General features: G+C 63.2%; 23 protein-coding genes and 1 tRNA gene. 8 read left to right on the top strand and 16 right to left on the bottom strand.

What is annotated here, in order from left to right; genetic code table 11:
* Window positions 1–56 precede the first annotated feature (56 nt).
* On the top strand, window positions 57–197 hold the full coding sequence (locus ACQY7X_RS13480) for a hypothetical protein (protein ID WP_428245898.1): 141 nt from the start codon (window positions 57–59) through the stop codon (window positions 195–197).
* A 40-nt stretch (window positions 198–237) separates the two neighbouring features.
* On the opposite strand, the gene ACQY7X_RS13475 is transcribed toward ACQY7X_RS13480, so the two are convergent.
* The 12 genes from ACQY7X_RS13475 to ACQY7X_RS13420 form a co-directional block, all read right to left on the bottom strand.
* The gene (locus ACQY7X_RS13475) at window positions 238–1,203 is read right to left on the bottom strand and encodes a WD40 repeat domain-containing protein (protein ID WP_428245896.1); all 966 of its coding nucleotides are present in this window, start codon (window positions 1,201–1,203) and stop codon (window positions 238–240) included.
* Window positions 1,204–1,336: 133 nt separating this feature from the next.
* Window positions 1,337–2,305, bottom strand: a complete 969-nt coding sequence (locus ACQY7X_RS13470) for a formate dehydrogenase subunit gamma (protein ID WP_428245894.1) — start codon at window positions 2,303–2,305, stop codon at window positions 1,337–1,339.
* A gap of 24 nt (window positions 2,306–2,329) precedes the next feature.
* Entirely contained in the window at window positions 2,330–2,923 is a 594-nt protein-coding gene (fdh3B, locus tag ACQY7X_RS13465; protein WP_428245892.1) for a formate dehydrogenase FDH3 subunit beta, read from the bottom strand.
* A gap of 23 nt (window positions 2,924–2,946) precedes the next feature.
* The gene (locus ACQY7X_RS13460; protein ID WP_428245890.1) at window positions 2,947–5,838 is read right to left on the bottom strand and encodes a molybdopterin-dependent oxidoreductase; all 2,892 of its coding nucleotides are present in this window, start codon (window positions 5,836–5,838) and stop codon (window positions 2,947–2,949) included.
* Window positions 5,839–5,899: 61 nt separating this feature from the next.
* Window positions 5,900–6,115, bottom strand: coding sequence for a twin-arginine translocation signal domain-containing protein (locus tag ACQY7X_RS13455; protein ID WP_428245888.1), 216 nt, complete (start codon window positions 6,113–6,115; stop codon window positions 5,900–5,902).
* Window positions 6,116–6,149: 34 nt separating this feature from the next.
* Window positions 6,150–6,959, bottom strand: coding sequence for a molecular chaperone TorD family protein (locus ACQY7X_RS13450; RefSeq protein ID WP_428245886.1), 810 nt, complete (start codon window positions 6,957–6,959; stop codon window positions 6,150–6,152).
* 262 nt (window positions 6,960–7,221) lie between these two features.
* Entirely contained in the window at window positions 7,222–7,797 is a 576-nt protein-coding gene (locus ACQY7X_RS13445; RefSeq protein ID WP_428245884.1) for a DUF3306 domain-containing protein, read from the bottom strand.
* Window positions 7,790–8,335 (bottom strand): DUF3305 domain-containing protein, encoded by a 546-nt coding sequence (locus tag ACQY7X_RS13440; RefSeq protein ID WP_428245882.1) that lies wholly within the window; start codon window positions 8,333–8,335, stop codon window positions 7,790–7,792. The genes ACQY7X_RS13445 and ACQY7X_RS13440 overlap by 8 nt, the downstream gene beginning before the upstream one ends.
* A gap of 4 nt (window positions 8,336–8,339) precedes the next feature.
* The gene (locus tag ACQY7X_RS13435) at window positions 8,340–9,383 is read right to left on the bottom strand and encodes a DUF6352 family protein (RefSeq protein ID WP_428245880.1); all 1,044 of its coding nucleotides are present in this window, start codon (window positions 9,381–9,383) and stop codon (window positions 8,340–8,342) included.
* Complete coding sequence (locus tag ACQY7X_RS13430) at window positions 9,376–9,852, bottom strand: DUF6505 family protein (protein WP_428245878.1); 477 nt, start codon at window positions 9,850–9,852, stop codon at window positions 9,376–9,378. The genes ACQY7X_RS13435 and ACQY7X_RS13430 overlap by 8 nt, the downstream gene beginning before the upstream one ends.
* Window positions 9,849–10,574, bottom strand: a complete 726-nt coding sequence (locus ACQY7X_RS13425) for a biotin/lipoate--protein ligase family protein (protein ID WP_428245876.1) — start codon at window positions 10,572–10,574, stop codon at window positions 9,849–9,851. Before ACQY7X_RS13425 ends, ACQY7X_RS13430 begins: the two co-directional genes overlap by 4 nt.
* 12 nt (window positions 10,575–10,586) lie before the next feature.
* Window positions 10,587–11,483, bottom strand: a complete 897-nt coding sequence (locus tag ACQY7X_RS13420) for a formate dehydrogenase accessory sulfurtransferase FdhD (protein ID WP_428245874.1) — start codon at window positions 11,481–11,483, stop codon at window positions 10,587–10,589.
* Between the two features lie 146 nt (window positions 11,484–11,629).
* Between ACQY7X_RS13420 and ACQY7X_RS13415 the strand changes: the two genes are divergently transcribed.
* From ACQY7X_RS13415 to ACQY7X_RS13405, 3 genes are read left to right on the top strand one after another with little or no spacing between them, the layout of a single operon-like run.
* Window positions 11,630–12,373 carry an ABC transporter permease gene (locus ACQY7X_RS13415; protein ID WP_428245872.1) on the top strand — a complete coding sequence of 248 codons (744 nt, stop codon included), beginning with the start codon at window positions 11,630–11,632 and terminating at the stop codon, window positions 12,371–12,373.
* Window positions 12,374–12,375: 2 nt separating this feature from the next.
* The gene (locus ACQY7X_RS13410) at window positions 12,376–13,125 is read left to right on the top strand and encodes an ATP-binding cassette domain-containing protein (protein WP_428245870.1); all 750 of its coding nucleotides are present in this window, start codon (window positions 12,376–12,378) and stop codon (window positions 13,123–13,125) included.
* 31 nt (window positions 13,126–13,156) lie between these two features.
* Entirely contained in the window at window positions 13,157–13,993 is an 837-nt protein-coding gene (locus tag ACQY7X_RS13405; RefSeq protein ID WP_428245868.1) for an extracellular solute-binding protein, read from the top strand.
* Between the two features lie 97 nt (window positions 13,994–14,090).
* Here ACQY7X_RS13405 and ACQY7X_RS13400 read toward each other — a convergent pair.
* Together ACQY7X_RS13400 and ACQY7X_RS13395 are read right to left on the bottom strand one after the other, a co-directional pair.
* Window positions 14,091–14,167, bottom strand: a tRNA-Arg gene (locus ACQY7X_RS13400).
* A gap of 98 nt (window positions 14,168–14,265) precedes the next feature.
* Window positions 14,266–15,201, bottom strand: a complete 936-nt coding sequence (locus ACQY7X_RS13395; protein ID WP_428245866.1) for an ABC transporter ATP-binding protein — start codon at window positions 15,199–15,201, stop codon at window positions 14,266–14,268.
* A gap of 117 nt (window positions 15,202–15,318) precedes the next feature.
* Here ACQY7X_RS13395 and ACQY7X_RS13390 point away from each other — a divergent pair, with 117 nt between their 5' ends.
* The 4 genes from ACQY7X_RS13390 to ACQY7X_RS13375 all read left to right on the top strand — a co-directional run bounded on the left by ACQY7X_RS13390 (window position 15,319) and on the right by ACQY7X_RS13375 (window position 21,800).
* Complete coding sequence (locus ACQY7X_RS13390) at window positions 15,319–15,495, top strand: zinc-finger domain-containing protein (RefSeq protein WP_428245864.1); 177 nt, start codon at window positions 15,319–15,321, stop codon at window positions 15,493–15,495.
* 50 nt (window positions 15,496–15,545) lie between these two features.
* Window positions 15,546–18,347 carry a DNA polymerase I gene (gene polA, locus ACQY7X_RS13385; protein WP_428245862.1) on the top strand — a complete coding sequence of 934 codons (2,802 nt, stop codon included), beginning with the start codon at window positions 15,546–15,548 and terminating at the stop codon, window positions 18,345–18,347.
* Window positions 18,348–18,576: 229 nt separating this feature from the next.
* Window positions 18,577–19,830, top strand: coding sequence for an HlyD family secretion protein (locus ACQY7X_RS13380; protein WP_428245860.1), 1,254 nt, complete (start codon window positions 18,577–18,579; stop codon window positions 19,828–19,830).
* Window positions 19,830–21,800, top strand: a complete 1,971-nt coding sequence (locus tag ACQY7X_RS13375; protein WP_428245858.1) for a glycosyltransferase — start codon at window positions 19,830–19,832, stop codon at window positions 21,798–21,800. The genes ACQY7X_RS13380 and ACQY7X_RS13375 overlap by 1 nt, the downstream gene beginning before the upstream one ends.
* A gap of 16 nt (window positions 21,801–21,816) precedes the next feature.
* Here ACQY7X_RS13375 and ACQY7X_RS13370 read toward each other — a convergent pair whose 3' ends face one another.
* Both ACQY7X_RS13370 and ppdK read right to left on the bottom strand, forming a co-directional pair.
* The gene (locus tag ACQY7X_RS13370; RefSeq protein ID WP_428245856.1) at window positions 21,817–23,022 is read right to left on the bottom strand and encodes an MFS transporter; all 1,206 of its coding nucleotides are present in this window, start codon (window positions 23,020–23,022) and stop codon (window positions 21,817–21,819) included.
* A 136-nt stretch (window positions 23,023–23,158) separates the two neighbouring features.
* Window positions 23,159–25,780: a pyruvate, phosphate dikinase gene (gene ppdK / locus ACQY7X_RS13365; protein WP_428250060.1), complete on the bottom strand. Its 2,622-nt coding sequence runs from the start codon at window positions 25,778–25,780 to the stop codon at window positions 23,159–23,161.
* Window positions 25,781–25,901: the final 121 nt, after the last annotated feature.

Genomic DNA, 25,901 nt, shown 5'->3' with positions numbered 1-25,901 from the left:
TTTTCCCTACAAAATCTTTTATAATCCAGGCTGATCAAGACCTTGGAGGATGCCCCATGAAAGCCTTCATCGCCGGCCTCGCTGTCGCTCTCGTCATTGCCATCGGCTCGGCCTATATCCTGCAAACCGTGAATAAATCGGTTGATGTCGCCTTCAGCACCGAAGGCGCCCGCGTCACCCACGAACACCAGAACTGATACTGGATATCAGAACTGAAACTGAGCGGCCCGGCGCCGTTTAGTTCTTCGGTGCTGGAATAAGTGCGCCGGTTTCCAGCGACCAGAGCTTGATCACCGTATCATAGCCACCGGACACGGCGTGCTTGCCGTCGGGCATGAAAGCGACCGACCAGACCGGCTTCTCATGGCCGGCGAATTGCTTGAGCTGCCGGCCGCCGCGCAAATCCCACAATCGCATCAGCCGGTCGCCACCGCCGGACAACGCGTAATTGCCATCCTTCGAGATCGCAATCGAGGTGATGAAGCCGCTATGCCCCGGCAGGCTGCCGCTCTCACGCTGCGCAACAAGATCCCAGCGTTTGATCGTGCCATCGGTGCTGCCGGTCAGCGCCGTTCTGCCGTCCGGCGTAACCGCAACAGCATTCACGCTGGCTTGATGCCCGGTCATCACGGCAAGCTCCTTGCCACTGGCGACATCCCAGAGCCGCACGGTGAGGTCATAGGCAACCGACACCAGTTGCTTGTCATCCATGGCGAAAGCAACCTGCATCACGTTGGCCTCATGGCCCTCGAAGCTGCGCTCCAGCTTGTTGGTAGCGAGATTCCAAAGCTTGACCGTACGGTCCCAACTGGCAGTGGCCAGCCACTTGCCATCACGGCTCAAGGCCATGCCGGCGATATTGTTGACATGGCCGTTGAGCTTTGCGATTTCCTTGCCGCTGTTCAGGTCCCAGCGGATCACCGTGTGATCCCAGCTTGCCGACAGCGCCGACTTGCCATCAGGCAGAAACAGCACGGCATTCACGCTGGCGGTATGGCCATCCAGCACCTTGAGTTCGCTCTGCTTCGCCAGATCCCAGAGCCGCACGGTATAATCCCAGCTCGCCGACAGCAGCCGCCGGCCATCGGCAGACACCGCGACAGCATTGACCATGGCACCATGGCCGACCATATCGGCCCGCGCCGGCACAGTCTGGCAGGTCAACCCCAGGATCAAACCGATCACCGCCGCCAGTCGCTGCATGTTCACCCCTCGCATGGAGATCAATTCCCGCTTCAGCACCTCCATCATGACGGGGGGCGGCAACATTGCAACGCGCGAAACGAAAAAGGGCGGGGAAACCCCGCCCTTTTTGCTTTTGCTTAAGCCATCAAGCCTAGTCGTCGCCCGCGCCACGCGCGGTCACGTCCTTCACCCACAGGCTGTGATGTTCCTTGGCCCAATTGGTATCCACCTGGCCGCTGCCCATGGCATCGAAGGCGCCTTCCATGCCGATGGTGCCGATGTAGATATGCCCCAGGATCACCGCCACCATCAGGATGCCGGCAATGGCATGCACCAGCTGCGCCAGCTGCATGCCGGCAATATCGGTGACATAGAACGGGAACATCAGGATGTAGCCGCTGATGGCCAGGGCAAGCGAGCCGATCACCACAGACCAGAAGATCAGCTTCTGACCGGCATTGAACTTGCCTGCCGGCGGATGCACGCCCTTCTTGAGGAGGCCGCCGCCCTGCTTGATCCATTCCACGTCGACAGCATTGGGGATGTTGTGTGCAATCCACATCACCGCCATCAGGAAAACGCCGAGCACGAACGGGAAGCTGAGATAGTTATGCGACAGCTTGCCGAAGGCGCTCATCGCGGTAAAAGCTTCGGGCCCCATCACCGGCAGCAGCAGGCTGCGGCCGAATGAGATATTGAGGCCGCTGAGGCCCAGGATGACGAAGCAGATCGCCGTCAGCCAGTGGGCGAAACGCTCGATGCCCTTGAAGCGCTCGATGGTGCGGCCGGACAGGCCGTGTTCCACCTTGATACGGCCACGGATGGCCATGAAGGCAGCCAGCGCCACAACAGTGAGCACCAGCAGCCAGCCACCGATCGACTTGACCGGACCTTCCAGCGTCTGGCGCCATTCACGGCCCTGCGGCTGGATCAGCACACCCGACTTGGCGTCGGGGATCGAGACGCGGCCAGCCACCGGCGCCCCCTTGAGCTGCTGCAGCAGCGCGGCTTCATCGGCCTGCTGCGTCGACTGGGCCGAAGCGGGCGCCATGCCGGCGATACCGAGCATGATGCCAAATACCAGGGCAGCCAGGATTTTGCGCATGTTGAAAAGAGCCATGTGATTTTCCTCCCTCAACCGCGCTCAGACCGCGCTGCCCTTGTAGGCTGTTGCCCAGCCCCAGGCACCCGAACCATAGCCACGGCGGCTGACGCGCTCCTTGTAGATCTGCGCGATCACATCGCCATCGCCAGCCAGCAATGCCTTGGTGGAGCACATCTCGGCGCAAAGCGGCAGCTTGCCTTCGGCAAGGCGGTTGGCGCCGTATTTGATGTATTCTTCCTTAGTGTTGTCGGCCTCCGGGCCGCCGGCGCAGAAGGTGCACTTGTCCATCTTACCGCGGCTGCCGAAATTGCCGACCTGCGGATACTGCGGCGCGCCGAACGGGCAGGCATAGAAGCAGTAGCCACAGCCGATGCAGAGGTCCTTGGAATGGAGGACCACGCCGTCATCGGTCTTGTAGAAGCAGTCAACCGGGCAGACGGCCATGCAGGGCGCATCTTCGCAATGCATGCAGGCCATCGAGATCGAACGCTCGCCCTTGGCGCCGTCATTCAGCGTGACGACGCGGCGGCGGTTGATGCCCCACGGAACTTCATGTTCGTTCTTGCAGGCGGTGACGCAGGCGTTGCACTCGATGCAGCGCTCGGAGTCGCAGAGGAATTTCATGCGGGCCATGGTGTGTTCTCCTTAACCTTCGCTCACGCCGCTTCGATGCGGCAGAGCGTGGCCTTGTTCTCATGCATGTGGGTAACCGGGTCGTAGCCATAGGTGGTCACGCCGTTGACGGACTCGCCGAGCACGATCGGATCGGCACCCGGCGGATAGTTCTTGCGCTGGTCCACACCCTGCCAGAAGCCGGAGAAGTGGAAGGGCATGAAGGCCACGCCCTTGCCGACGCGCGGCGTCACCATCGCCTTGACCTTGGCCTTGGCCTTGTTCTCAGGACCGTAGACCCAGACATTCTGGCCTTCCTTGATGCCAAGGCGAGCCGCATCTTCCGGGTTGATCTCGACGAACATGTTCTGCTGCAGTTCGGCCAGCCACTTGTTGGAGCGGGTCTCTTCGCCGCCGCCCTCGTATTCGACCAAGCGGCCGGACGTGAGGATGAGCGGGAAGTCCTTGGTGACATCCTTGTCCTGGATGCTCTTGCCAAGATGCGGCAGGCGGTAATCGCGGCGATCAGCCATGGCCGGATACTTGGCCACCAGATCGCGCCGCGAGGAATAGATCGGCTCGCGATGCACCGGCACCGGATCAGGCAGGCCGAAGGCATTGGCACGCGCCTTGGCATTGCCCATCGCCTGCACGCCATGCGCCATGCAGACGCGGATGATGCCGCAGCTATAGTCAATCGCCCAACCGACCGCATCGGGGTTGTTGCCGCCGATCTTCTCGATCGTGGCACGCTCCGTGTCGGTCAGTTCCTTGTCCCAGCCCATCTTCTTGAGCAGGCCATAGGTGAATTCGGGATGGCCGTCCTGGATCTCCGAGCCCTTCGGGTAGGAACCATCCGCCAGCAGCGAGACGCCGTTGCGCTCGACACCGAAGCGGGCGCGGAAGGCACCGCCGCCGTCCTTCACCGGCAGGTTGGTGTTGTAAAGCACATGGGTGCCTGGATGCTTCATCTCCGGCGTGCCCCAGCAGGGCCACGGCAGGCCATAGAATTCGCCCTTGAGCGGCCCCTTGGTGGCGCGCAGGCTGACGATGTCGAAATCGCCCTGATGCGCCATATGCTCCTTCAGGCGCTCCGGCGACTGGCCGGAATAGCCGATGGAAACGGTGCCCTTGTTGAATTCGCGGGTGATGTCCTCGACATTCGGCTCGTCGCCTTCGTCGATCTTGATGTTCTTGAACATCTCCTTATCGAAGCCGAGCTTCTGGGCCAGCTTGTACAGGATCCAGTGATCGGGCTTGGATTCGAACACCGGCTTGACGATCTGCTCGCCCCACTGCAGCGACCGGTTGGACGCTGTGCGCGAACCGCGGGTTTCGAGCTGGGTGCAGGCCGGCAGCAGGTAGGTGCCGTTCTTGCGGTCGGGCAGTGCGGCGGCAGTGGTCGGGTGCGGATCGACCACGACCATCAGCTCGACCTTTTCCATGCCGGTGCGCATCTCGGGCATACGCGGCACGGTGTTGCCGCCATGGCCCCAGAAGAACATCGCCTTCACGTTGTCGGGCTGCTCAAGGTCCTTCTTGTCGACCAGGACCGCATCGAACCAGCGGGTCGACGGGATACCCTTGCCTTCCATGAACTTCTTGTCGGCAAAGCGGCCGAGCAGATAGTTGTAATCGACATCCCAGACGCGGGCCCAATGCTTCCAAGCACCTTCAACCAGGCCGTAATAGGCCGGCAGCGTGGTGACATCGAGGCCAAGATCCGTGCAGCCCTGCACGTTGCAATGGCCGCGGAAGATGTTGGCGCCGCCGCCTTCCACGCCGATATTGCCGAGCGCCAGCTGCAGGATCGACAGCGCGCGCACATTGGCGGTACCGACGGTGTGCTGCGTCACGCCCATGCACCAGATCAGGGTGCCGGGGCGGTTCTTCGCCATCAGCTCGGCGACGCGCTTCATCTGCTCGCCCGGCACACCGGTCACCTTCTCGGTTTCCTCGGGCGTCCACTTGGCGACTTCGGCGCGGATATCGTCCATGCCATAGACGCGCTGGCGGATATATTCCTTATCCTCCCAACCATTCTGGAAGATATGCCAGAGCAGGCCGTAGATCACCGGAATGTCGGTGCCGGGACGGATGCGCATGTATTCGGTGGCATGCGCGGCGGTACGGGTGAAGCGCGGATCGATCACGACCATCGGCGCCTTGTTCTGTTCCTTGCCGCGCAGCACATGCTGCAGCGACACCGGATGCGCCTCGGCGGGGTTGCCGCCCATGATCACGATGCACTTGGAATTGTGGATATCATTGTACGAGTTGGTCATCGCGCCGTAGCCCCAGGTATTGGCTACGCCGGCGACCGTGGTCGAATGGCAGATACGCGCCTGATGGTCGATGTTGTTGGTGCCCCAGAAGGCAGCGAACTTGCGGAACAGGTAGCCGCCCTCGTTGGAGAACTTGGCCGAGCCGAGCCAGTAGGCCGATTCCGGACCGGACTTCTGGCGGATATCCAGCAGCTTGTCGCCGATCTCGTTGATCGCGGTATCCCAGCTGATACGGGTCCACTTCCCGTCCACCAGCTTCATCGGATATTTCAGGCGGCGATCACCATGGGTCAGTTCACGGATCGAGGCACCCTTGGCGCAATGGGTGCCAAGATTGATCGGGCTGTCCCAGGTCGGCTCCTGGCCGACCCAGACGCCGTTCTCGACTTCCGCCGTGACGGTGCAGCCGACCGAGCAATGGGTGCAGATATTCTTCCGCTTGATGATGTTGGTGCCGGTCGAAGGCATCGCCTTGGCCGACTTGACCATCGCGGGGCTCAGCGCCGAAACGGCAGCCAGACCGCCAGCCGCGAGGCCCGACGCTTTCAGGAAGCCGCGGCGATCCATGGTCTGCAGGGTCGCACCGGCAAGGATGCCGGTGAGCTTGCCCTTGGGGGCGGTGCCGGCGGTGGAGCTTTTCTTGATCAACATTGGGGCGTCTCCGTAATCGGGACTGGTCGTTTACTGGCTGGTAGCGCGGATGGGGCCGCGTTCAGAGCCTGTTGCTGTCGTAGTAGCGCTTCACGTGCTCGGTTTCCTTGTAGCGCTGCTTCTTGCGGGTCTCGGCATTCTCGGCGGCCTCAACCTTGGCAGGCGCGGCGGCAACACCGGCCACGGCCGCAGCGGCGGCACCGACGCTGGCGCCACGCAGGAAACTGCGACGATCCAGATTCTCTTTGGCGAGTATCTCTTTCTTGTCTTGGCTCATGGCTGGTCCTCCATTCAATTCCGGTGCAGGCCGCTCAGGCGGCCATGGCGAATGCCTGGTTTTCGATGGTCACGAATAGCCGCCCGATCGTGCCGAGCGGCTTGTAGAGCTTGGCGCTGGGTGTCTGTTCCAGATCGGCGAAGAACCGCTCGCTCCAGGGCGCCAGATGCTGGCGGAACATATGCTCCTGGGTTGGCAGTTCGGTCGGGCCACGGCCCTCGCCGCCACGGATCAGCAACGCCATCAATTCACACAGCGCCCCCATATGGTCCTCCGGCTCCGACACATGATCGGCACGGGCAAAACCCAGCTTCTCCATGTCGCCGCGCAGCTTGGCCAGCGGCCGCTCGTAGAGGAAGCCCGTACGGTAGAAAGAGGCATAAGGCACCAGCTCGCCACGCGGCAGGCCGATGAACAGCACGTCATATTCTTCCTGTGCGCGCTCCAGCGAGGTGTTGCGGGCGGCATCGGCCAGAGCAGCCAGGGCTTGGCCCATCGGGCTCTCGTCGCCCTTCAACTGCGCCAGCGCGGTCAGCAGCGCGGTATCCGGCCGGCGCGCCAGAGCGCGGCCAAGCAAGGCGTATATCTGGGCACGCCAGAGATCTTCTTCCGGGATAGTCGGTGCCGCATCCGGCGCTGCGCTGTCAGGATAAAGATCGGGCCGCAGGGCATGGCGGCTGACCCGGCCACCCGTTGCGCTTTCGATCGCCAGCACATATTCGCCCGGAACCCGCTCAGCCTTGTTCAGCCAGTGCCAGACATTGGCCTGCTTGACCCCTAGCAGGCGCGCCAATTGGGTTTGGCCGCCAACCAGATCTATGGCTTGTGCAAGTGCGTCGCTCACGAATCCCTCCACCGGCGCTTAAACTACAAACTGATTTGTTGGCTGCCAATGGAAATCGGCATAAGCCTCTGATTTTTCAGAGGTTTTGCTGCACATGCGAAATTTTGCAATCGCCTCTTAATAGCACTATTTTTACGCAGATTTTATCGATCCGAGGCAGGCGCGCGCCCCGGATAACCGGATGTAAATACTTGGATTTACTCAACCCTTATTGTCGCTTGGCAATCTGGGAGGGCTCACCGCCAGCTGGCAGCAACAGCCGTCAGGTCGGCAAGGCACCGCCATGCCGGCGCCTCTGGGGGGCGGATTCCCTCACCGGCGACGCCACGCTTTCGACCGGCGCGACCTCCGCCACCGGTTGCTCCAACGGCCGCTCTTCCGGCATCGGCAGAGCCTGCTGTGGTTCAGGAGGTGCCTCTTCTGCTTTGGCCGGCTCGGCTGTTTCAGTCTGCGGCAGCTGGCTGAACCCGGAGAAAACCTGCTTGGCCATCTCGGCGACATTGTCGGTCGGCAGCAACTCGCCATAACCGGGGGCCGTGAAGTCCCAATTGTATTCGACCAGCGCCTTGTAATTCACCACGCTGGGTTCGAGCAGCCACAGCTTGCGCAGCGCCGCATTGCGCAGGGCCAACGGCACACCCTTGCGCAGAAACAGACTGAAGTCACTGTCGTTGGTCAGGCTGTCGATGGAAGGCAGCGTGGCAAGATCGATTTCTTCTTCCGCTTCAGGCAATGGCGCGGAATCCGCCACGGGCTGCTTCTGCTCCTGCTGGCGCAATTCCGCCTTGCGCTTCGACCAGCGCGACAGGAAACCTTCGCTGCCCTCGGCCTTACTCATCTTCCGGCACCTGACGCAGCGGGTCGGATTCATACAGGCGGGTGCGCCGGGCCAGGGCTTCCGGGTTGGCGCGGTCGCGCTTGCGCTTATAATGCTCCTTCGCTGGCGGATGCCGGCGCACATAATCGGTCATCCAATCCAGGATCGCCGCCGGCATCGGCACGAAATCAACGATGTCGTCGCCCGTATCGTTATGGGCATGGGCCTCGCCCGGATCGACGGAGGCACCATGCAGCGCGATACCCGGCGCCGCCTCGCTGCGGCGCAGGAAGACCCAGACCGCCGGCTGCGTGCTTTCGATATTGTAGGCGTAGGTCTCGCTTTCATGGCGATAGAGCGCCAGTTCAGCAGGCCCGGCGTAGAACTGCTCCCAGCCTTCGCCTTCGGCCAACTTGGTCCAGGGCGCCGCGGCCGGCACGCTAGGCAGCACCTGCACCGGGCGCCAGCTGTAATCCACCCAGGGATTGTTCAGCTTGCGACGCTCAAGGATCACGCCAACGTGGCGGATCTCGGTTTCCGGCGGCAGGATATCCGTCATGCCTTCAGTTTCCCGGATTCAGCGGCAGGTTGGCCACCAGATTCTGCGGCTTGAGCCTGACCTTACCGTGATGGTCCATGGCAAGGCCGAGATAGACCGGCTTGCCCGCAACACGCGGCAGCATAAGTGAAGGATCGCGGAATTCCAGGCGGAACAGCGCCAGCACCTGCCGCATATGGTCTTCGTCCACCGGCTTGCTCTCGTAGAGCGCATTCATGATCGCGGTCGATGTGGTATCCAGGCCTATATGCCAGACCCAGCGCTCATCGCGGATGGTCTGCACCGGCTGCACCTGCACCGCCACGCCGGTCAGCCTTTCGACCCAGGCCTCGACCACGCGCGCGAAAGCATCCTGGCCAGCCCGGGTAAACCCGAAATCCAGCACGAAGTCATGCCGGTCGCTGCGCGCCCAGTATTGTGGCGCGTTCTCCTTGGTCAGGATGTCCATGTCGACGCTGCGCAAAGCCGTGCCAGCCTCGGCCACCAGCGCCCCCAGCGAACCAAAGCCTTTGCCCGCCGCCATCATCTCGACGGTTTCCTCATCGGCCAACAGGATACGGCTTTCCTGGATCGTTGCCTTCTGCACGCGGAAAAACAGTTCGGCGGCGCGTGCCTGGAAGGCATTGTCGCGGCCCTCCAGCAGATCGCGCAGGATCGCCGCCGCCAGATGGTCGATGAACATGGCCGGCACAGCCGGCGCACCGGGCCGGATCAGGCCAACATAGGCGGTTTCCAGATTGCCGCTTTTGATCAGATGATCGCGGAAACGCAGAAAGATCGCAAAATTCTCCCGTGCGTCAGCATCGGCGAGCACAGCTAGATCGGCCGCCGTGACAGCACGCGACGGCGCAGCCAGCAGACTGGCATGCAGGGCGCGCTCGGCAGCGCAGGCTTCATCAGGCGGCGCCATCTCGGGGCGGCTGAGATAGGCGCGGATGAAATCCTCGCTCACGGTCAGGCGGCCATCAGCGCCACGATCCAGCAGATCGTAGCCGCTGCTGATCCAGAAGCCTGCGGAGGTGGCTTGCCCAGGTGTTGGCTCAGGCATCCGGCACGATCTCCCAGATTTTCGCGTGCGGCTTCTCACGCGGCGGCTGCACGACGCGGAACTGCTCGCGGATCGCATCGCCTTCGATGAAACGGCTCAGGCTGAGCAGCGTGTTGACCGGATGCTCGCTGAGCGCAGCGGCATAGCCGATCTCTTCCCTCGCCGCCACTTCCGCGGCAGCAAAATCCGGTGCGCCATAGGCTTGCTGCAGATGGTGGGCCAAGTCGGCCACCACGGCGTCGTATTCCTCGCGCTCTATGGTCGCCACCGTCACCAATGTCGACCAGCCGAAACTGCCAAGCCCCAGGAAACCATTGGCGAAAGCCTGTTTCTCCTGCCGGTCCAGCCGATCCGGCTCGGCATCGGCAAAAACAAACGTGCCCGGCACCGCCCATTCGCCCGGAGCGGCGGCTGCCGGGAATACACGGGTATCGGATTCATCGAAGCGTATGGTACGCAGCAGCTTCATGGTTCGGCCGTCACCGCTTCAGGCAGGGTCCAGCTCGGCTGGCGCAGACGGTCGCGCAAGGGGAACAGGGTTCTTGCTCCCGCCTCCTCCATCCAGGCATCGCCATTGGCGCCGATTTTCAGTGCCTTGTCGTCCAGATCATGCAACACGGCCCGGCGCACCTGCTCAAAACCTTCTTCCTGCCAGCGGTCGAGCCAGTGCAGCAGGTGGCGGGCAAAGGATGCGATCAATTGCGGCACCATCACTTCGCCGCAGCCTTCCTCATGCAGATCGGTATATTCCAGTTCCTCACCCGGCGCATCACCATCGGGATCGGTCACCATCTGCACCGTGATGCCCAGTACCAGCCAATCCGGCACATCGGCCATACCCTCTTTTTCCACCAGCGGGCCATGCGCAACACGGATCCCGCCGACACAGGCCGCATTCACCAGGAGGCGGTCAGGCCAGCCGATGCTGACCGGTGTTTCCGCCGGGGCCACTGCCGCCAGGCCGTCATGCAGGCCCAGCAGGCCGACATAGGCCAGCGTGAGCGCCGGCTGGATCGGATCGAGCGGGCGCAGCACCACGGCGGCCTCGCAGCGGTCCTGCCGATCCACCATCAGCATGAAGCCATCCTCGGCGCCGTCCTCCGCCGCCTTGCAGGCAGTGCCGAATGCGTCGCCGGCACATAATTTGAGGCTATAGCCCGGCGGCAACTCGGGCCATTCATGCGGCATCATGCAAATCACCCATTACGCTGCCTCGTCGTCGCGGCCGCCCTTGCGCTGACTGCGCGCAGCTTCCTCCACAACCGTGGCCGGATCGGCATCGTAGCGCAACCGTTCGGCGCCGCTGAGCGCGACGAAACGCCTGCCCTTGGCGCGGCCGATCAGAGTCATGCCGATCTGGCGCGCAAGCTGCACACCCCAGGCCGTGAAGCCGGAACGGCTGATCAGGATGGGAACCCCCATCTGCGCCGTCTTGATCACCATCTCCGATGTCAGGCGCCCGGTGGTGTACATGATCTTTCCGGCTGACGGGATGGCATGCACGCGCATGTAGCCGGCGATCTTGTCGATGGCGTTATGCCGCCCGACATCCTCCATGTAGATCAGCGGCTGCTCGCCCTCGCACAGCACACAGCCATGGATCGCCCCGGCTTCGAGATAGAGCGACGGCGTGAGATTGATCTGTTTCGACAGGCTGTAGATCCACGAAGTCTTCAGCTCCGCCTGCGGATCGAGCGCAACGCTTTCCACCGCATCCATCATGTTGCCGAAAACCGTACCCTGGGCGCAGCCCGAGGTCTGGGTCTTTTTCTTCAGCCGCTCTTCGTAATCGGTGCGCCGCGCGGTACGCACCACGATGGTTTCGATTTCCGGGTCGAAGTCGATGCCGGTAACCTCATCCTCAGGCAGCAGCATGCGCTGATTGATCAGGTAGCCGAGCGCCAGGTAATCGGGATAATCGCCGATCGTCATCATGGTGACGATCTCCTGTCCGTTCAGGAACAGGGTCAGCGGACGTTCGACCGGGACGCGGGTCTCTACCGGCTGGCCATCCTGGTCGATCCCCTGCACGGCTTCGGTGAGCGCCGGGTTCAGCGGGTCGGGCTGGACGAGATAGGCGGGCGGCGGCTGGGGCTTCATGTGCCCTATATAAGACAGAATTCAATCCATGGCGACGTACCGCCCTGTCAGCCCACCCGAGCCGTCAGGGGCGATTGAGCACGGACAGGTTTTGGCTACAAAGTATTTTGTAGCCAAAACCTGTCTTATTTCAAGCATTTAAGTCGTTGCTCCGGGTCAAGGAGTTGCGTTACTCCGGTCTGGTGAACACGATTTCCGACGCTTTCCTGCTCTCGCTGCAGATGATGGCCCAGTTCGATCCTGAACTGTTGCGCATCGTCGGCCTGTCGTTGCGCGTCAGCCTGACCGCCGTTGTGATCGGCAGCGCCATCGGCCTGCCCTTCGGCGCCCTGCTCGCCCTGACACAATTCCGGGGCCGCAATGCCTGCATCGTGGTGCTCAATGCCTGCATGGGCCTGCCGCCCGTGGTGGTCGGCCTCGTCGTCTACCTGATCCTGTCGCGCTCGGGGCCATTGGGCACGCTGGGCTGGCTGTTCACACCGACAGGCATGGTGGTGGCGCAGGTAGTGCTGATCACCCCCATCGTCGCAGCCCTCTCGCGCCAGACCGTCGCCGATCTCTGGGCCGAATATGACGAACAGTTGCGCTCGCTCGGCCTCACACCGCTGAAGGCCATCGCCACGCTGCTGTGGGATGGCCGCTTCAGCCTCAGCACCGCCATCTTTGCCGGCTTCGGCCGCGCCATCGCCGAAGTCGGCGCCATCATCATCGTCGGCGGCAATATCGCCGGCGTGACCCGCACCATGACCACCGCGATCTCGCTGGAAACCAGCCGGGGCGACCTTGCCCTCGCCATGGCGCTCGGCATCGTGTTGCTGTCGATTGCCATCGGCATCAACGCGGCGGCCACCGCCTTCGGCAATGCCGCGCGCCGCAGGCAGGGCGCCTGACCATGCAGATGACGCCAATCGATACACGGCCAAGCCTGCTGCCGCTTTCGCTGCAGGATGTCGGCTACAGCATCAACGGCCAGATGCTGATCGGCGGCATCACCCTGGATTTCACCACCGGTGCGCCAACCCTGGTGCTCGGCCCCAACGGAGCCGGCAAGAGCCTGCTGCTGCGGCTCTGCCATGGCCTGATCGCTCCCACGCAGGGCAAGGTGATCTGGCAGGGCATGGCGGCGAAAACCCCGCAGAGCCTGCGCTTCGAACAGGCCATGGTGTTTCAGAAGCCGGTTCTGCTGCGCCGCTCGGTGCTGGCCAATGTGGAGTTCCCGCTCAAGCTGCGCGGCCTGAACACCGCCACACGGCAGGCAAAGGCGATGGTGGTGCTGGACCGCGTCGGCCTCGCGGCACTGGCCGAACGGCCCGCCCGCGTATTGTCGGGCGGCGAGCAGCAACGCCTGGCGCTGGCGCGTGCCTGGGCGCTGGAGCCGCAGATCCTGTTCCTCGATGAACCATCGGCGGCACTCGACCCCGGCGCGACGCGCCAGGTGGAACGCATCATCGAGAGCATCGCTGCCAGCGGCACCAAGATCGTGATGACGACCCATGATCTGGGTCAGGCCAGGCGCCTGGCCGGCGACGTGATTTTCCTGCATCGCGGCCGCATCACGGAGCGCACACCGGTCGATGTCTTTTTCAACCAGCCGCAAAGCGATGCGGCCCGTGCCTTCCTGCAAGGCGATTTAACCTGGTGAGTCACCAATAATCATCAAAAAGGAGGAACCCATGAACCGCAGAAATCTTCTCAGCCTTGGCGCCGGCCTCGCTCTTGTGGTGAGCAGCACGATTGTCAGCAGTGTTGCCTGGGCGCAGGAAAAATTCATCGTCGTGGCCAGCACCACGTCCACCGAGCAATCCGGCCTGTTTGGCCATATCCTGCCGATCTTCACCAAGAAAACCGGGATTCAGGTGCGCGTCGTGGCGCAGGGCACCGGCCAGGCGCTCAAGACCGCGGAACAGGGCAATGCCGATGTGGTTTTCGTGCATGACCGCGTCGCCGAACTGAAATTCGCCGGTGATGGCTGGGGCGTCGACCGCCGCGAAGTGATGTACAACGACTTCATCATCGTCGGCCCGAAAAGCGATCCGGCCAAGGTCGGCGGCGGCAAGGATGTCGTGGCCGCCTACAAGAAGATCGCCGCAGCCAAGGCGCCGTTTGCGTCGCGCGGCGACAGTTCCGGTACCCATGCCGCCGAACTGCGCATCTGGAAGGAAGCCAATATCGATGTGAAGACGGCAGGAACCGGCTGGTATCGCGAAACCGGCTCTGGCATGGGGCCAACGCTCAACACCGCCAGCGCCATGAACGCCTACGCCTTCACCGACCGTGGCACCTGGCTCAGCTTCAAGAACCGGGGTGACCTGGTCATCAGCGTCGAAGGCGATGTGAAGCTGTTCAACCAGTATGGCGTCATGCTGGTCAACCCGGCCAAGCATACCCATGTGAAGGTGAACGAGGGCAAGGCCTTTGTTGACTGGATCACGTCGAAGGAAGGCCAGGACGCCATCGCCTCCTACAAGATCGAGGGCCAGCAGCTCTTCTTCCCGAACTTCAAGAATTGAGCAATACAAGCCGCCCTGCGCAGACAGCAAAGTCCGTAGGGCGGCTTGACGCTCGAAGCATCAGCCGGAATCTCGGAGTTATGAGATGTTGAAAAGCTGGCGCACCCGACAAGATTCGAACTTGTGACCTCTGCCTTCGGAGGGCAGCGCTCTATCCAGCTGAGCTACGGGTGCCTGGAGCCGGGCGGACCATACCCGAGGGGGCGGCAGCGGGCAAGGCCCGCCGGAATCGGCAATGAACTGGAGATGCCGGAATCCGGCGGAAATCGGGGTCAGGCCGCCGGTCGCCGGGTGAGTTCGAGGAACAGGTCCTCCAGATCGGCTTCCTGAGTAGTAAGATCGAGAATCCTTAAATCCGCCGCCTGGCAGCGCGCCAACACGGCATCGAAGGGCAGCAGGCTCGGGCGGTAATGCAGGCGCAGCCGTTTCGGCTCAAGCAATTCCGGCCTGAGATCGGCCAGCGCATCGGGCGGCTGCTCAAGCGCCTCGGCCAAGGTGAGGATCACGTCCTTGCGGTCAAGCTGGCCGATCAGCACCGGGGTGCGGTCGCAGGCCACGACCCGGCCATGGTTGATGATGGCGATGCGGTCGCAAAGCGCTTCCGCCTCCTCCAGGTAATGCGTGGTCAGCACCACGGTGGTGCCGGCTGCATTGAGGCTGCGCACATAGGCCCAGAGCTGCTGACGCAGTTCGATATCAACACCGGCGGTCGGCTCGTCCAGCACCAGCACTGGCGGGGCATGCACCAGCGCCTTGGCCACCAGCAGCCGCCGCCGCATGCCGCCTGAGAGCGTGCGGGCATAGGCATCGGCCTTCTCGGTGAGGCCGACGGCAGCCAGGATGGCATCGGTCTGGCGCTCGGCTTTCGGCACGCCATAGAGCCCGGCCTGGAATTCCATCGCCTCGCGCGGCGTGAAGAAGGGATCGAGATTGAGTTCCTGCGGCACCACGCCGATGGCGGCGCGGGCGCGGCGGGCATCCTTGTCGATATCATGGCCCCAGATCGAGGCCTCCCCTGAGCTTTTGCGTACCAGGCCGGCCAGGATGTTGATCAGAGTCGACTTGCCGGCCCCGTTCGGCCCCAGCAGGCCAAAGAAGCTGCCCTTCGGAATTTCCAGGTCGACCGCATCCAGCGCCGGCTTGGCGCGCGGGCTGGTGCCATAGGTCTTGCTGAGGGCGTTGAGGCGGATCGCGGCGGTTTCAGGCATGGTGGCTAGTAGAAAAAAACCGGAACAGGCGGCTGCCAAAGACTGGCATCCGATGCAGTGTTGGGCTAGGTATCACCGCATCAGGTCGCGGTCAAATTCCGCCAGATGGGGGTCGCCATGGAACCAGTGGAAACCAAGGAAGTGGACAGCACCCGGATCGCCTGTGACGGCGATGGCGGCGCGCTCGGCCATCCGCGCATCTATCTCAATATGGGCGAGAAGAGCGAAATCGACTGCCCCTATTGCGGCCGCCGCTATGTGCTGAAGGCCGGCGCCGCCGCGCACGCGCACTAAGCGCGTGTCCCCAGCACCCGCGTCCCCAGCCCCGTGATGAGCCCGAAGCCGTGAGCGCGGCCCCGCATCGCCTCTATCTGGTCGACGGCTCGGGCTATATCTTCCGCGCCTACCACGCCCTGCCGCCGCTGACCCGCAAGAGCGACGGCATGCCGATCGGTGCCGTTTCCGGCTTCTGCAACATGCTGGCGAGTTTGCGCGAGCGCGCCGAGGCCGATGGCGCCTTGAGCCACATGGCGGTGATCTTCGATGCCGGCCGCGAGACCTTCCGCAACGAAATCTATCCCGCCTACAAGGCCAACCGTTCCGAAACGCCGGAAGACCTGATCCCGCAATTCGCGCCGATCCGCGATGCCGTGCGCGCCTTCTCGCTGGCCTGCATCGAGATGGAAGGCTTCGAGGCCGATGACCTGATCGCCACCTATGCCCGCCAGGCCCGCGAACAGGGCATGGATGTGGTGGTGGTTTCTTCCGACAAGGATCTGATGCAGCTGGTCCGCCCCGGCGTGTCGCTGTTCGATCCGATGAAGAACCGCAGCATTGGCGCGCCGGAAGTGATGGAGAAGTTCGGCGTGGCGCCGGACAAGGTGGTGGATGTGCAATCGCTGGCCGGTGACAGCACCGACAACGTGCCCGGCGTGCCCGGTATCGGCATCAAGACCGCCGCCGAACTGATCAACACCTATGGCGACCTCGACACGCTGCTGGCCCGCGCCGCCGAGATCAAGCAGCCGAAGCGGCGTGAAAGCCTGCTCAACAACGCCGAGAAGGCGCGTATCAGCCGCCAGCTTGTGCTGTTGAAAGACGACGTGCCGGCCAAGGAAACGCTGGACGATTTCGCCATCCGCCCGGTCGACTGGCCGACGCTGGATGCTTTCCTGGCATCGATGGAATTCCGCACCCTGCGCGGCCGCCTGGAAGCGCGCGTGAAGGGCCTGGTGCCGGCAACCAAGGCGCAGCTTACCGATCCCGATGCGGCGCGTATCAATGAAGCCCCGGCGGCGGCAGCGGCGCCAGCCGAAGCGCAGTATGAACTGGTGCAGGATATCGAGCGGCTGCAGGCCTGGATCCGCCGCGCCGAGAAGGCCGGTATCGTGGCGGTGGATACCGAGACCACCGACCTGATTGCCAGCCGCGCCGAACTGGTCGGCGTGTCGATGAGCGTGACGCCCGGCGAGGCATGCTACATCCCGGTGGGCCATACATCGCCACATGGCGATGGCCTGGATCTGGGCGGTGGTGGCCGGCCGAAGCAGATTCCGCTGGATCAGGTGGTGGCGGCGCTGAAGCCGCTGCTGGCCGATGCCAGCGTGCTGAAGATCGGCCAGAATATAAAATACGACATGGTGGTGCTGGCGCGTTATGGCCTCAGCGTAACGCCCTATGACGATACCATGCTGCTGTCCTACACGCTGGATGCCGGCAAGCATAACCACAACATGGACGACCTGGCCGAGCGCCATCTCGGCCATACCACGGTGAAGTTCGACGAGGTGACCGGCACCGGCAAGGCGCGCATCACCTTCGACCGCGTACCGCTGGACAAGGCGCTCGCCTATGCCGCCGAAGACGCCGATGTCACCCTACGGCTGCACCGCGCGCTGAAGCCGCGCCTGCTGACCGACAAAATGACCACGCTGTACGAAACCATCGAGCGGCCGATGCCGCGTGTGGTATCGGCGATGGAACTGGCCGGCATCAAGGTGGACAAGGCCGAGCTGAACCGGCTCAGCGCCGATTTCGCCGGCCGCATGGTGGCCTTGGAACGCGAAGCGCATGAACTGGCCGAGGAAAGTTTCAATCTCGGCTCGCCGAAGCAGCTTGGCGAAATCCTGTTCGACAAGATGTCGCTGCCCGGCGGCAAGAAGGGCAAGACCGGCGCCTATGGCACCGGCGCCGATGTGCTGGAGGAACTGGCCGCCGGCGGCCACAAGCTGCCTCAGGTGGTGCTGGACTGGCGCCAATTGCAGAAGCTGAAAGGCACATACACGGACGCGCTGCAGGAGCAGATCGGCACCGATGGCCGCGTGCATACGTCTTATTCGCTGGCCGCCACCAGCACCGGACGCTTCGCCTCTTCCGACCCGAACTTGCAGAATATCCCGATCCGCACCGAGGAAGGCCGCAAGATTCGCCGCGCCTTCGTCGCCGAGCCGGGCCACAAGCTGATCAGCGCCGATTATTCTCAGATCGAACTGCGCATCCTGGCGCATATCGCCGATATCGGCGCGCTGAAGCAGGCCTTCCTCGATGGCGTGGATATTCATGCCCTGACCGCCAGCCAGGTATTCAACGTGCCGATCGAAGGCATGGACCCGATCGTGCGCCGCTCGGCCAAGGCGATCAATTTCGGCATCATCTATGGCATGAGCGCCTTCGGCCTCTCGGCCCAGCTCGGCATCCCGCAGCGCGAGGCCGCCAGCTATATCGATGCCTATTTCAAGCGCTACCCCGGCATCCGCGATTACATGGACCGGACCAAGAAGCAGGCACATGAGATCGGCTATGTCAGCACCGCTTTCGGTCGCCGCATCCATTTGCCGAATATCAATTCCAAGAATCCCGCCGAGCGCTCCTTCCTGGAACGCGCCGCGATCAATGCACCGATCCAGGGCACCGCTGCCGATGTGATCAAGCGCGCCATGGCCCGGCTGCCAGACGCGCTGCGCGCCGAGAAACTCAGTGCCCGCATGCTGTTGCAGGTGCATGACGAACTGGTGTTCGAGGCACCGGAAGCCGAAGTGCAGGCCACCATTACCATTGCCAAGCAGGTGATGGAGGGGGCGGCGAGCTTGAGCGTGCCGCTCGATGTCGAGGCCGGCGTCGGCGATAATTGGGACGACGCGCACTGAGCTCCAAGCGCTGGGCGCGGCACACCCATTAAGTTGTGCTAATGGCCGTGATTAACCATGGTCCAGCATTATTCTGAAACCGTATTACTGCTTGTTATAGGTTGACGCTGGCCGGCCGTGAGGGAATCCTGCGCCCCTGAACTCTACTCACGGCGTTTTTAGCAGACCATTTATTCTCGCCGTGGTTAATTCCATTAACCGTGGATCATCGGACCCGCCAGGATCAATCATGCCGAAGCTTTCACTCTCCAATCTCGGCCGCCCGCTGCGCCTGGCACTCGGGCTGTTTCTGCTGGCGCTGTTCGCCTACACCCTGCTGCCTGGCACCATCACCGGCGGCGGACAGAGCGGCCGCATCAATGCCGAACTGATCACCCTGCGCTCGCCCATCGATGGCCGCGTCACTTTTGGCACGGCCCGCATCGGCGAGCGCGTCAACGCCGGGCAGTCACTGGCAACGGTCAATTCACCGCCCGACCGTGATGTCCGCCTCGCCGATCTGGAAGCCCAGTACAAGGCGCTGACCGAGCGCCTGGCCAGCATCACGACACAGCAGGAAGCCCTGTCGCCGATCGTGACGCGCCTGGATGGCGAGAATAAGGGCTTCCAGGCCGCCGTGATCGCCAGCCTGGATGCGCAGATTGCCCAAGCCATAGCCAAGGTGAAGCGTTCGGAAGCCGCCATCGTGCTGGCCGAGGCCCAGTACAAGCGCATCCAGCCCCTGGTCGCCGCTGCCTATGCCGCGCCCGCCGAACTGGACCAGCGCCTGGCAACACTGAATATCAGCCGCGCCGATCTGGTGGCGGACCAGAAAGCCCTGGAACGCCTGCGCAAGGAGCGCGAAGCCGCCGAGAAGGGCATCTACCTCAACGATTCCTACAACAACGCTCCCTATTCGCAGCAGCGCCGCGACGATGTGGAATTGCAGCGCCTGACGCTCGCCACCCGCCGCGCCGACCTGGAAGCCGAAGTGGCACAGCTGCGCCGCCAGGTGGAAAGCGAACGCCGCCGCCGCCTGCAGGTGGATGGCGCGGTGATGCAGGCACCGGTGGCCGGTATCCTGTGGCGCCAGCTTGAAAGCGAAGGCGCCACCATCGGCACCAGCGCGCCACTGCTGCAAGTGGTGGATTGCGGCCGGCTGTTCTTCGAGGTGATCCAGGAGCGGCGCGGCGAGGAAACTCCCGCCATCGGCACCCGGGTCAATATCAGCTTCAGCGACGGCAAGCAGCAGACCACACGCGCCGCCCAGCTTGCCGCCATCCGTGGCGAACAGGACAGCGACCGCGGCGATATTGCCATCGCCGGCAACCTGCAGGCCAACCAGCTGCGGCTGATCTATACCCTGGCATCCGCCATGGACGGCCAGCAAAGCTGCCCGGTGGGCCAGACCGGCTATCTCAGCAGCGGCGGCCCCGGCCTCGCGCGCCTGCTGGCCATGCTGCAAGCCAATGTCGATGGACTGATCTCCCGGTTCAAGAACTGATGCAAGACTGGATTTCCTGGATTCCAGGCGCGGCGTTTCTTGCCGCCCTGCTGCTGCTGCTGCCAACGGTATCGCCGAACAACATGCTGGTCCGCCGCGCACTGATCCTGCTCGTGCTCGGGCTTTCGATCCGGTATTTCTGGTGGCGTATCAGCGACACCATTCCAGGCACGGACAAGCCGCTGGATTTCTTCTTCGGCATGCTGTTCCTCACTCTGGAATTGATGCTGGCCTTCAGCACCTGCATGTGCCTGCTCACCTTCTGGCGGCACCGCGACAATCGCCCGCAGGCCGAGCGCAACGAAGCCGAAAGCCATACCCGCACCGACCTGCCGGTAGTGGATGTGTTCATCCCCACCTACAACGAATCCTGGGAAGTGCTGGAGCGCAGCATCCTCGGCGCCATGGCACTGGATTATCCACGCTTCAAGGTCTGGGTGCTGGATGATACACGGCGCGACTGGCTGCAGGAGAAATGTGCCGCGATCGGCGTGCGCTATCTGCGGCGCGCCGACAACAAAGGCGCCAAGGCCGGCAACCTGAATAATGCGCTGAACATTTCCAAGACCGAGACCAATTCGGACTTCATCATGGTGCTGGATGCCGATTTCGTGCCGAAGCGCAATTTCCTGCGCCGCACCATCGGCTTCTTCACCGATCCGCGCGTGGCCCTGGTGCAGACGCCGCAATTCTTCTTCAACCCGAACATGCTGCAGCATAATTTCATGCTGTCGGAAAGCTGGGTCGATGAGCAGCGTTTCTTTTTCGACAGCCTGCAGCCGGCAAAAGACGGCTGGGATGTCAGCTATTGCTGCGGCACCTCCTTCGTCGCCCGTCGCGCCGCCATCGAAGCCGTGGGCGGCTATCCGATGGAGACCATCACCGAGGATATCCTGCTCAGCTTCAAGCTGATCGATACCGGCTATATCTCGCGCTATCTCAACGAAAAACTTTCCACCGGCCTGGCGCCGGAAACCATCAACGAATACATCAAGCAGCGCAGCCGCTGGGGCATCGGCGCGATCCAGTCGCTGTTCGTGCAGGTCGGCCCCTTCGGGCGCAACAATCTCAATCCGATCCAGCGCCTGCTATTCCTGGAAACCGCGAATTACTGGCTCAGCCTGCCGACCTTCTGCCTGTTCTCCCTGTTCGCTCCCCTGCTCTACTGGTATGGCGGCATCTCGATCCTGCATGCCGAGCTGGCGCCCTACTCCTACCATTTCATCCCGGCCTTCTTCTCCTCCACGGCTTTGTTCGTGTGGGTATCCTCGGGCCGCATCGTGCCGATCCTAACCGATCTGACGGAGTTCATCTGCGCTTCGCGTGTCGCGCCCGCCGTGTGGTCCGCCCTGCTGTTCCGCAAGGTGCAGCCCTTCCGCGTCACCGGCAAAGGGCTGCTTTCAACCAGCGTCGAAATAAACTGGCCGGTTTTCCTCGAAGCCGGCACGCTGTTCGTGCTGACAGCGGTGGCGGTGCTGGCCTTTCACAGCCATCTGGTGGATGGCCTGCTGCCCGATGGCGGCGATCCGACGCTCTATGTGTTCTGGAGCTGCTGGAATCTGCTGATCCTGTCTCTGGTGATGCTGCTGGCGATCGAACGCCCGCGCATGCGCCGCGAGGAACGCTTCCTGATCAACGAGACCGTGACGATCAACTGGCGTGCCGGCACGCTCACCGCCAACCTGGCCGATATGTCGGTTTCCGGTGCGCGGCTGATCATGGACCCGAACCAGGCGACCAAGCTGCGCGACGAAGCCGTGACTCTGGAAACCAGTGACTGCCCGCCGCTTTCAGCACAGGTGACCGATGCCGGCGGCAAGCATGTGCATCTGCGCTTCGATTCCGAGGAGCAGCGCGCCAGCATCGTCACCAAACTCTATACCGGGCCGTATGACAGCGTGGCGCGCCGCGCCAATATCGCCACTGCCTTGAAGGGTGCTTTCCGCAACGCCTTCGGCCTGGAACGTTGACAACCTGGAGCGCTGATCAGCGCGGCCGCCCGAGCAGGAAGCAGCCGATAGCGGCTACCTGCAACAACGAGGCAGCAATGAAAATCCCGCCTTCGCCCAGGGCCGGATAGTCACGCAGCAGGCCGAACACCGCCGGCGCGAAGGCATAGCCGCCCTGGCCGATACCGACGATCAGCGCCACCACGCGCAGCGCCGTCTGGCGCGGAAACTCGGCCTGTGCGATCAGCGGCGGCAACGACGTGACATTGCCGATGCCGAAGCCGAACAGCACCACGCCCAGCAGCATGAACCATGCCGTATCGCCGGCGAACAGCAGGGCCAGCGAGCCGCCGCCCTGCACCAGCAGATTGGCCGCCGCAGCGAAGCGGCGGTCAGTCCGGGCCGGCAGCAGCCAGCCGACAATGCTGCGCCCGGCAATGGCACAAGCCGTAGCCAAGCCGGCAGCAAATCCCGCCGGCTGCACGCCAACCACGGGCACCAGCAACGAATAGAGATGCGCCAGCAGGCCGATCTGGGCAAACAGGCTCAACGCCATGCCAGCGGCCAGGGTCAGGAAACGCCTGTCGCGCCACAGCCGCAACGGCGCTGCGGCTGTGGGGGCGGTTGCCGGCGCAACAGCATTTGCCGGTTCGCCATCGGGCAGCAACCCCATGGCAGCAGGCGTAGCAGCAAGCAGCGGGCGAAGCAGCAGCATGGCGGCCAGCATCAGGCCAGCGACAATGATGGCCGCGACGGTGAGATCGTAACCGGCAATCAATGCCACCCAGAGCGGCGAGAATACCACGCCGCCGATGCTGGCGCCGTTATAGGCGGTGGCAAGTGCTGTCGGGCGGCGGCGCTCAAACCAGGGCGACACGATGGCATTGATGGCGGCAGCGCCAAGACAGACCCAGCCGACGCCGCTGCCAAGTGCGGCGAGAAAAAGCTGCCAGGGCTGCATCGCCAGGCCCCAGCCGACAAGACCGACGCTGAGCAACATGGCGCCAGCGAGTGTCACGCGTGCCAGACCAAAGCGGCGATGCAAAGCCGGCAGATTGGCGGCGACGAAAGCACCGACCAGGAAATGCACGGTGACAGCTACCGAGACCAGGCTGAGCGGCCAGCCAGTGCGCTGGATCACCACATGCAGGAAAACCGGCGGGCCATAGAAACCCAGGCCCCAGCCGAACATCGCCACCACGAAAGCCGCCGCCACCACGCGCCAGCCATAGAAACCACGCATCTCCGTCTCGCCTCATTCGATTGAACGCGGCGACAAGCTAGCGCGGCCAGGACAGCGGATGCTTCGTTCCCGGTCGAAACGAAAAACGGCGCCGGATGGCTCCGGCGCCGTTGATCATGCTGACTGGACGGAGGCGTTACGCCTCGCTGGCCTTCTCTTCCGAGATCGCGGCCTGTGCTGCCGCGAGGCGAGCAATCGGCACGCGATAGGGCGAGCAGGACACATAATCGAGGCCGGCCTTGTGGAAGAAGCGCACCGAGGACGGATCGCCGCCATGCTCGCCGCAGATGCCGAGCTTGATGCCGGCGCGGGCCTTGCGGCCGCGCTCGACGGCAGTGCGCACCAGTTCGCCGACACCAGACTGGTCGATGCTGACAAACGGATCGCGCTCGAAGATACCAGCCTTGAGGTAATCTTCCATGAACAGGGCCGAGTCATCGCGGCTGATGCCGAGCGTGGTCTGGGTCAGATCGTTGGTGCCAAACGAGAAGAACTCGGCATGCTCGGCGATCTCGGCGGCGCGCAGGGCAGCGCGCGGCAGTTCGATCATGGTGCCGACCAGATACTTGATCTTCTTGCCGGTCTCCTTGATGACCGCAGCGGCCACCGCATCAACCCGGCGCTTCAGCACGTCGATCTCCACCTTGGTGGCGACCAGCGGGATCATCACTTCCGGCTCCACCGGCTTGCCGTTCTTCGAGGCTTCGGCGGCGGCTTCAAAGATAGCGCGCGCCTGCATCTCGTAGATTTCCGGGAAGGAGATGCCGAGGCGGCAGCCGCGATGGCCGAGCATCGGATTGGTCTCATGCAGGGCCTTGGCGCGATCGCGCAGGGCATCCGCCGAAAGACCCGAAGCCTTCGCCACGGCGGCGAAATCGGCATCGGTATGGGGCAGGAATTCATGCAGCGGCGGATCGAGCAGGCGGATCGTCACCGGACGGCCAGCCATGATCTTGAACAATTGCACGAAATCGCCGCGCTGCACCGGCAGCAGCTTGGCCAGAGCCTTCTTGCGGCCTTCCACGTCGGCGGCGAGGATCATCTCGCGCACCGCCGTGATGCGGTCGGCGTCGAAGAACATATGCTCGGTGCGGCACAGCCCAATGCCCTCGCAGCCGAACTTGACGGCCGCCGCGGCATCCGCCGGGGTTTCAGCATTGGTGCGTACCTTGAGGCGGCGCAGCTTGTCGGCCCAGCTCATCAGCGTGGCGAAATCGCCCGAGAGCGCCGGCTCAATGGTCGGCACCAGGCCGAGGATCACCTCACCGGTGGAACCGTCGATGGTGATCACGTCACCCTTGTTCACCACCGTGCCGCTCACCGTCATGCGGTTGGCGGCATAGTCGATGCGCAGCGCACCGGCGCCGGAGACGCAGGGGCGGCCCATGCCACGCGCCACCACGGCGGCATGGCTGGTAGTGCCGCCGCGCGCCGTGAGGATGCCCTTGGCGGCATGCATGCCGTGAATGTCTTCCGGCGAGGTTTCAACGCGCACCAGGATGACGGCTTCACCCGTGGCGGCGATCTTCTCGGCCTCGTCGGCACTGAACACCACCTTGCCGGCGGCAGCACCCGGCGACGCGGCCAGGCCCTTGGCGATCACGGTGCGCGGCGCTTTCGGATCCGGCGTCGGGTGCAGCAACTGATCCAGCGAAGCCGGATCAATGCGATCCACGGCCTCGGCCTGGCTGATCAGCTTTTCCTTCACCATATCCACCGCGATCTTCAGCGCGGCCTTGGCGGTGCGCTTGCCCGAGCGGGTCTGCAGCATCCACAGCTTGCCCTGCTGCACAGTGAACTCGATATCCTGCATGTCGCGGTAATGCTTCTCGAGCTTGCGGAACACGTCCGTGAGCTGCTTGAAGGTAGCCGGCATGGTTTCCTGCATCGATGGCGTGTCGTTGCCGACCTTGAGTCGCGCCACCTTGGTGAGCTGCTGCGGCGTGCGGATACCCGCCACCACGTCCTCGCCCTGGGCATTGATCAGGTATTCGCCGTAGAAAGCGTTTTCGCCGGTCGAAGGATCGCGGGTAAAGGCAACACCGGTGCAGGAGGTGTCACCCATATTGCCGAACACCATGGCCTGCACGTTCACCGCCGTACCCCAGCTTTCCGGGATATGGTTCAGCGTGCGGTAGGTGATGGCGCGGTTGTTCATCCAGCTGGAGAACACGGCGCCAACGGCGCCCCAAAGCTGATCGCGCACATCCTGCGGGAAGGGCTTGCCCAGCTCTTCCTTGACCTTGGCCTTGTAGGCGGCGACCAGGGTCTTCCAGTCTTCGGCGGTCAGTTCGGTATCCAACGTGAGGCCCTTGTCCTCCTTGTGCATTTCGAGCAGTTCCTCGAAATGCTCATGCCCGACATCGAGCACGACATTGGAATACATCTGGATGAAGCGGCGGTAGCTGTCCCAGGCGAAACGCTCGTTGCCCGACTGCTTGGCCAGCGCCTGCACCGTGGTGTCATTGAGGCCGAGGTTGAGCACGGTATCCATCATGCCGGGCATCGAGGCCCGGGCGCCCGAGCGCACCGAAACCAGCAGCGGCATCACGGAATCGCCGAACTTGGCACCGACCAGCTTCTCGACGCGGACCAGGGCTGCATCCACCTGGGCCTTGAGTTCGGCGGGATACTTGCGGCCATTCTTGTAGAAGGCGTTGCAGACTTCCGTGGTGATGGTGAAGCCCGGCGGCACCGGCAGGCCGAGATTGCTCATCTCGGCAAGGTTGGCGCCCTTGCCGCCCAGCAGTTCGCGCATGCCGGCGCGGCCTTCGGCGCGGCCATCGCCGAACGAATAGACCAGCTTGCCCTTGGCCGGCGCGGCAGCCTTCTTCGCCAGCACCTTCTTCGGTGCGGCCTTCTTGGCCACGATCTTCTTA

The organism is Ferrovibrio sp. (assembly GCF_965278975.1).
Lineage (GTDB): Bacteria > Pseudomonadota > Alphaproteobacteria > Ferrovibrionales > Ferrovibrionaceae > Ferrovibrio.
Note: the sequence above shows the minus strand (reverse complement) of the source record. Positions and strands in the feature narration are given on the sequence as shown.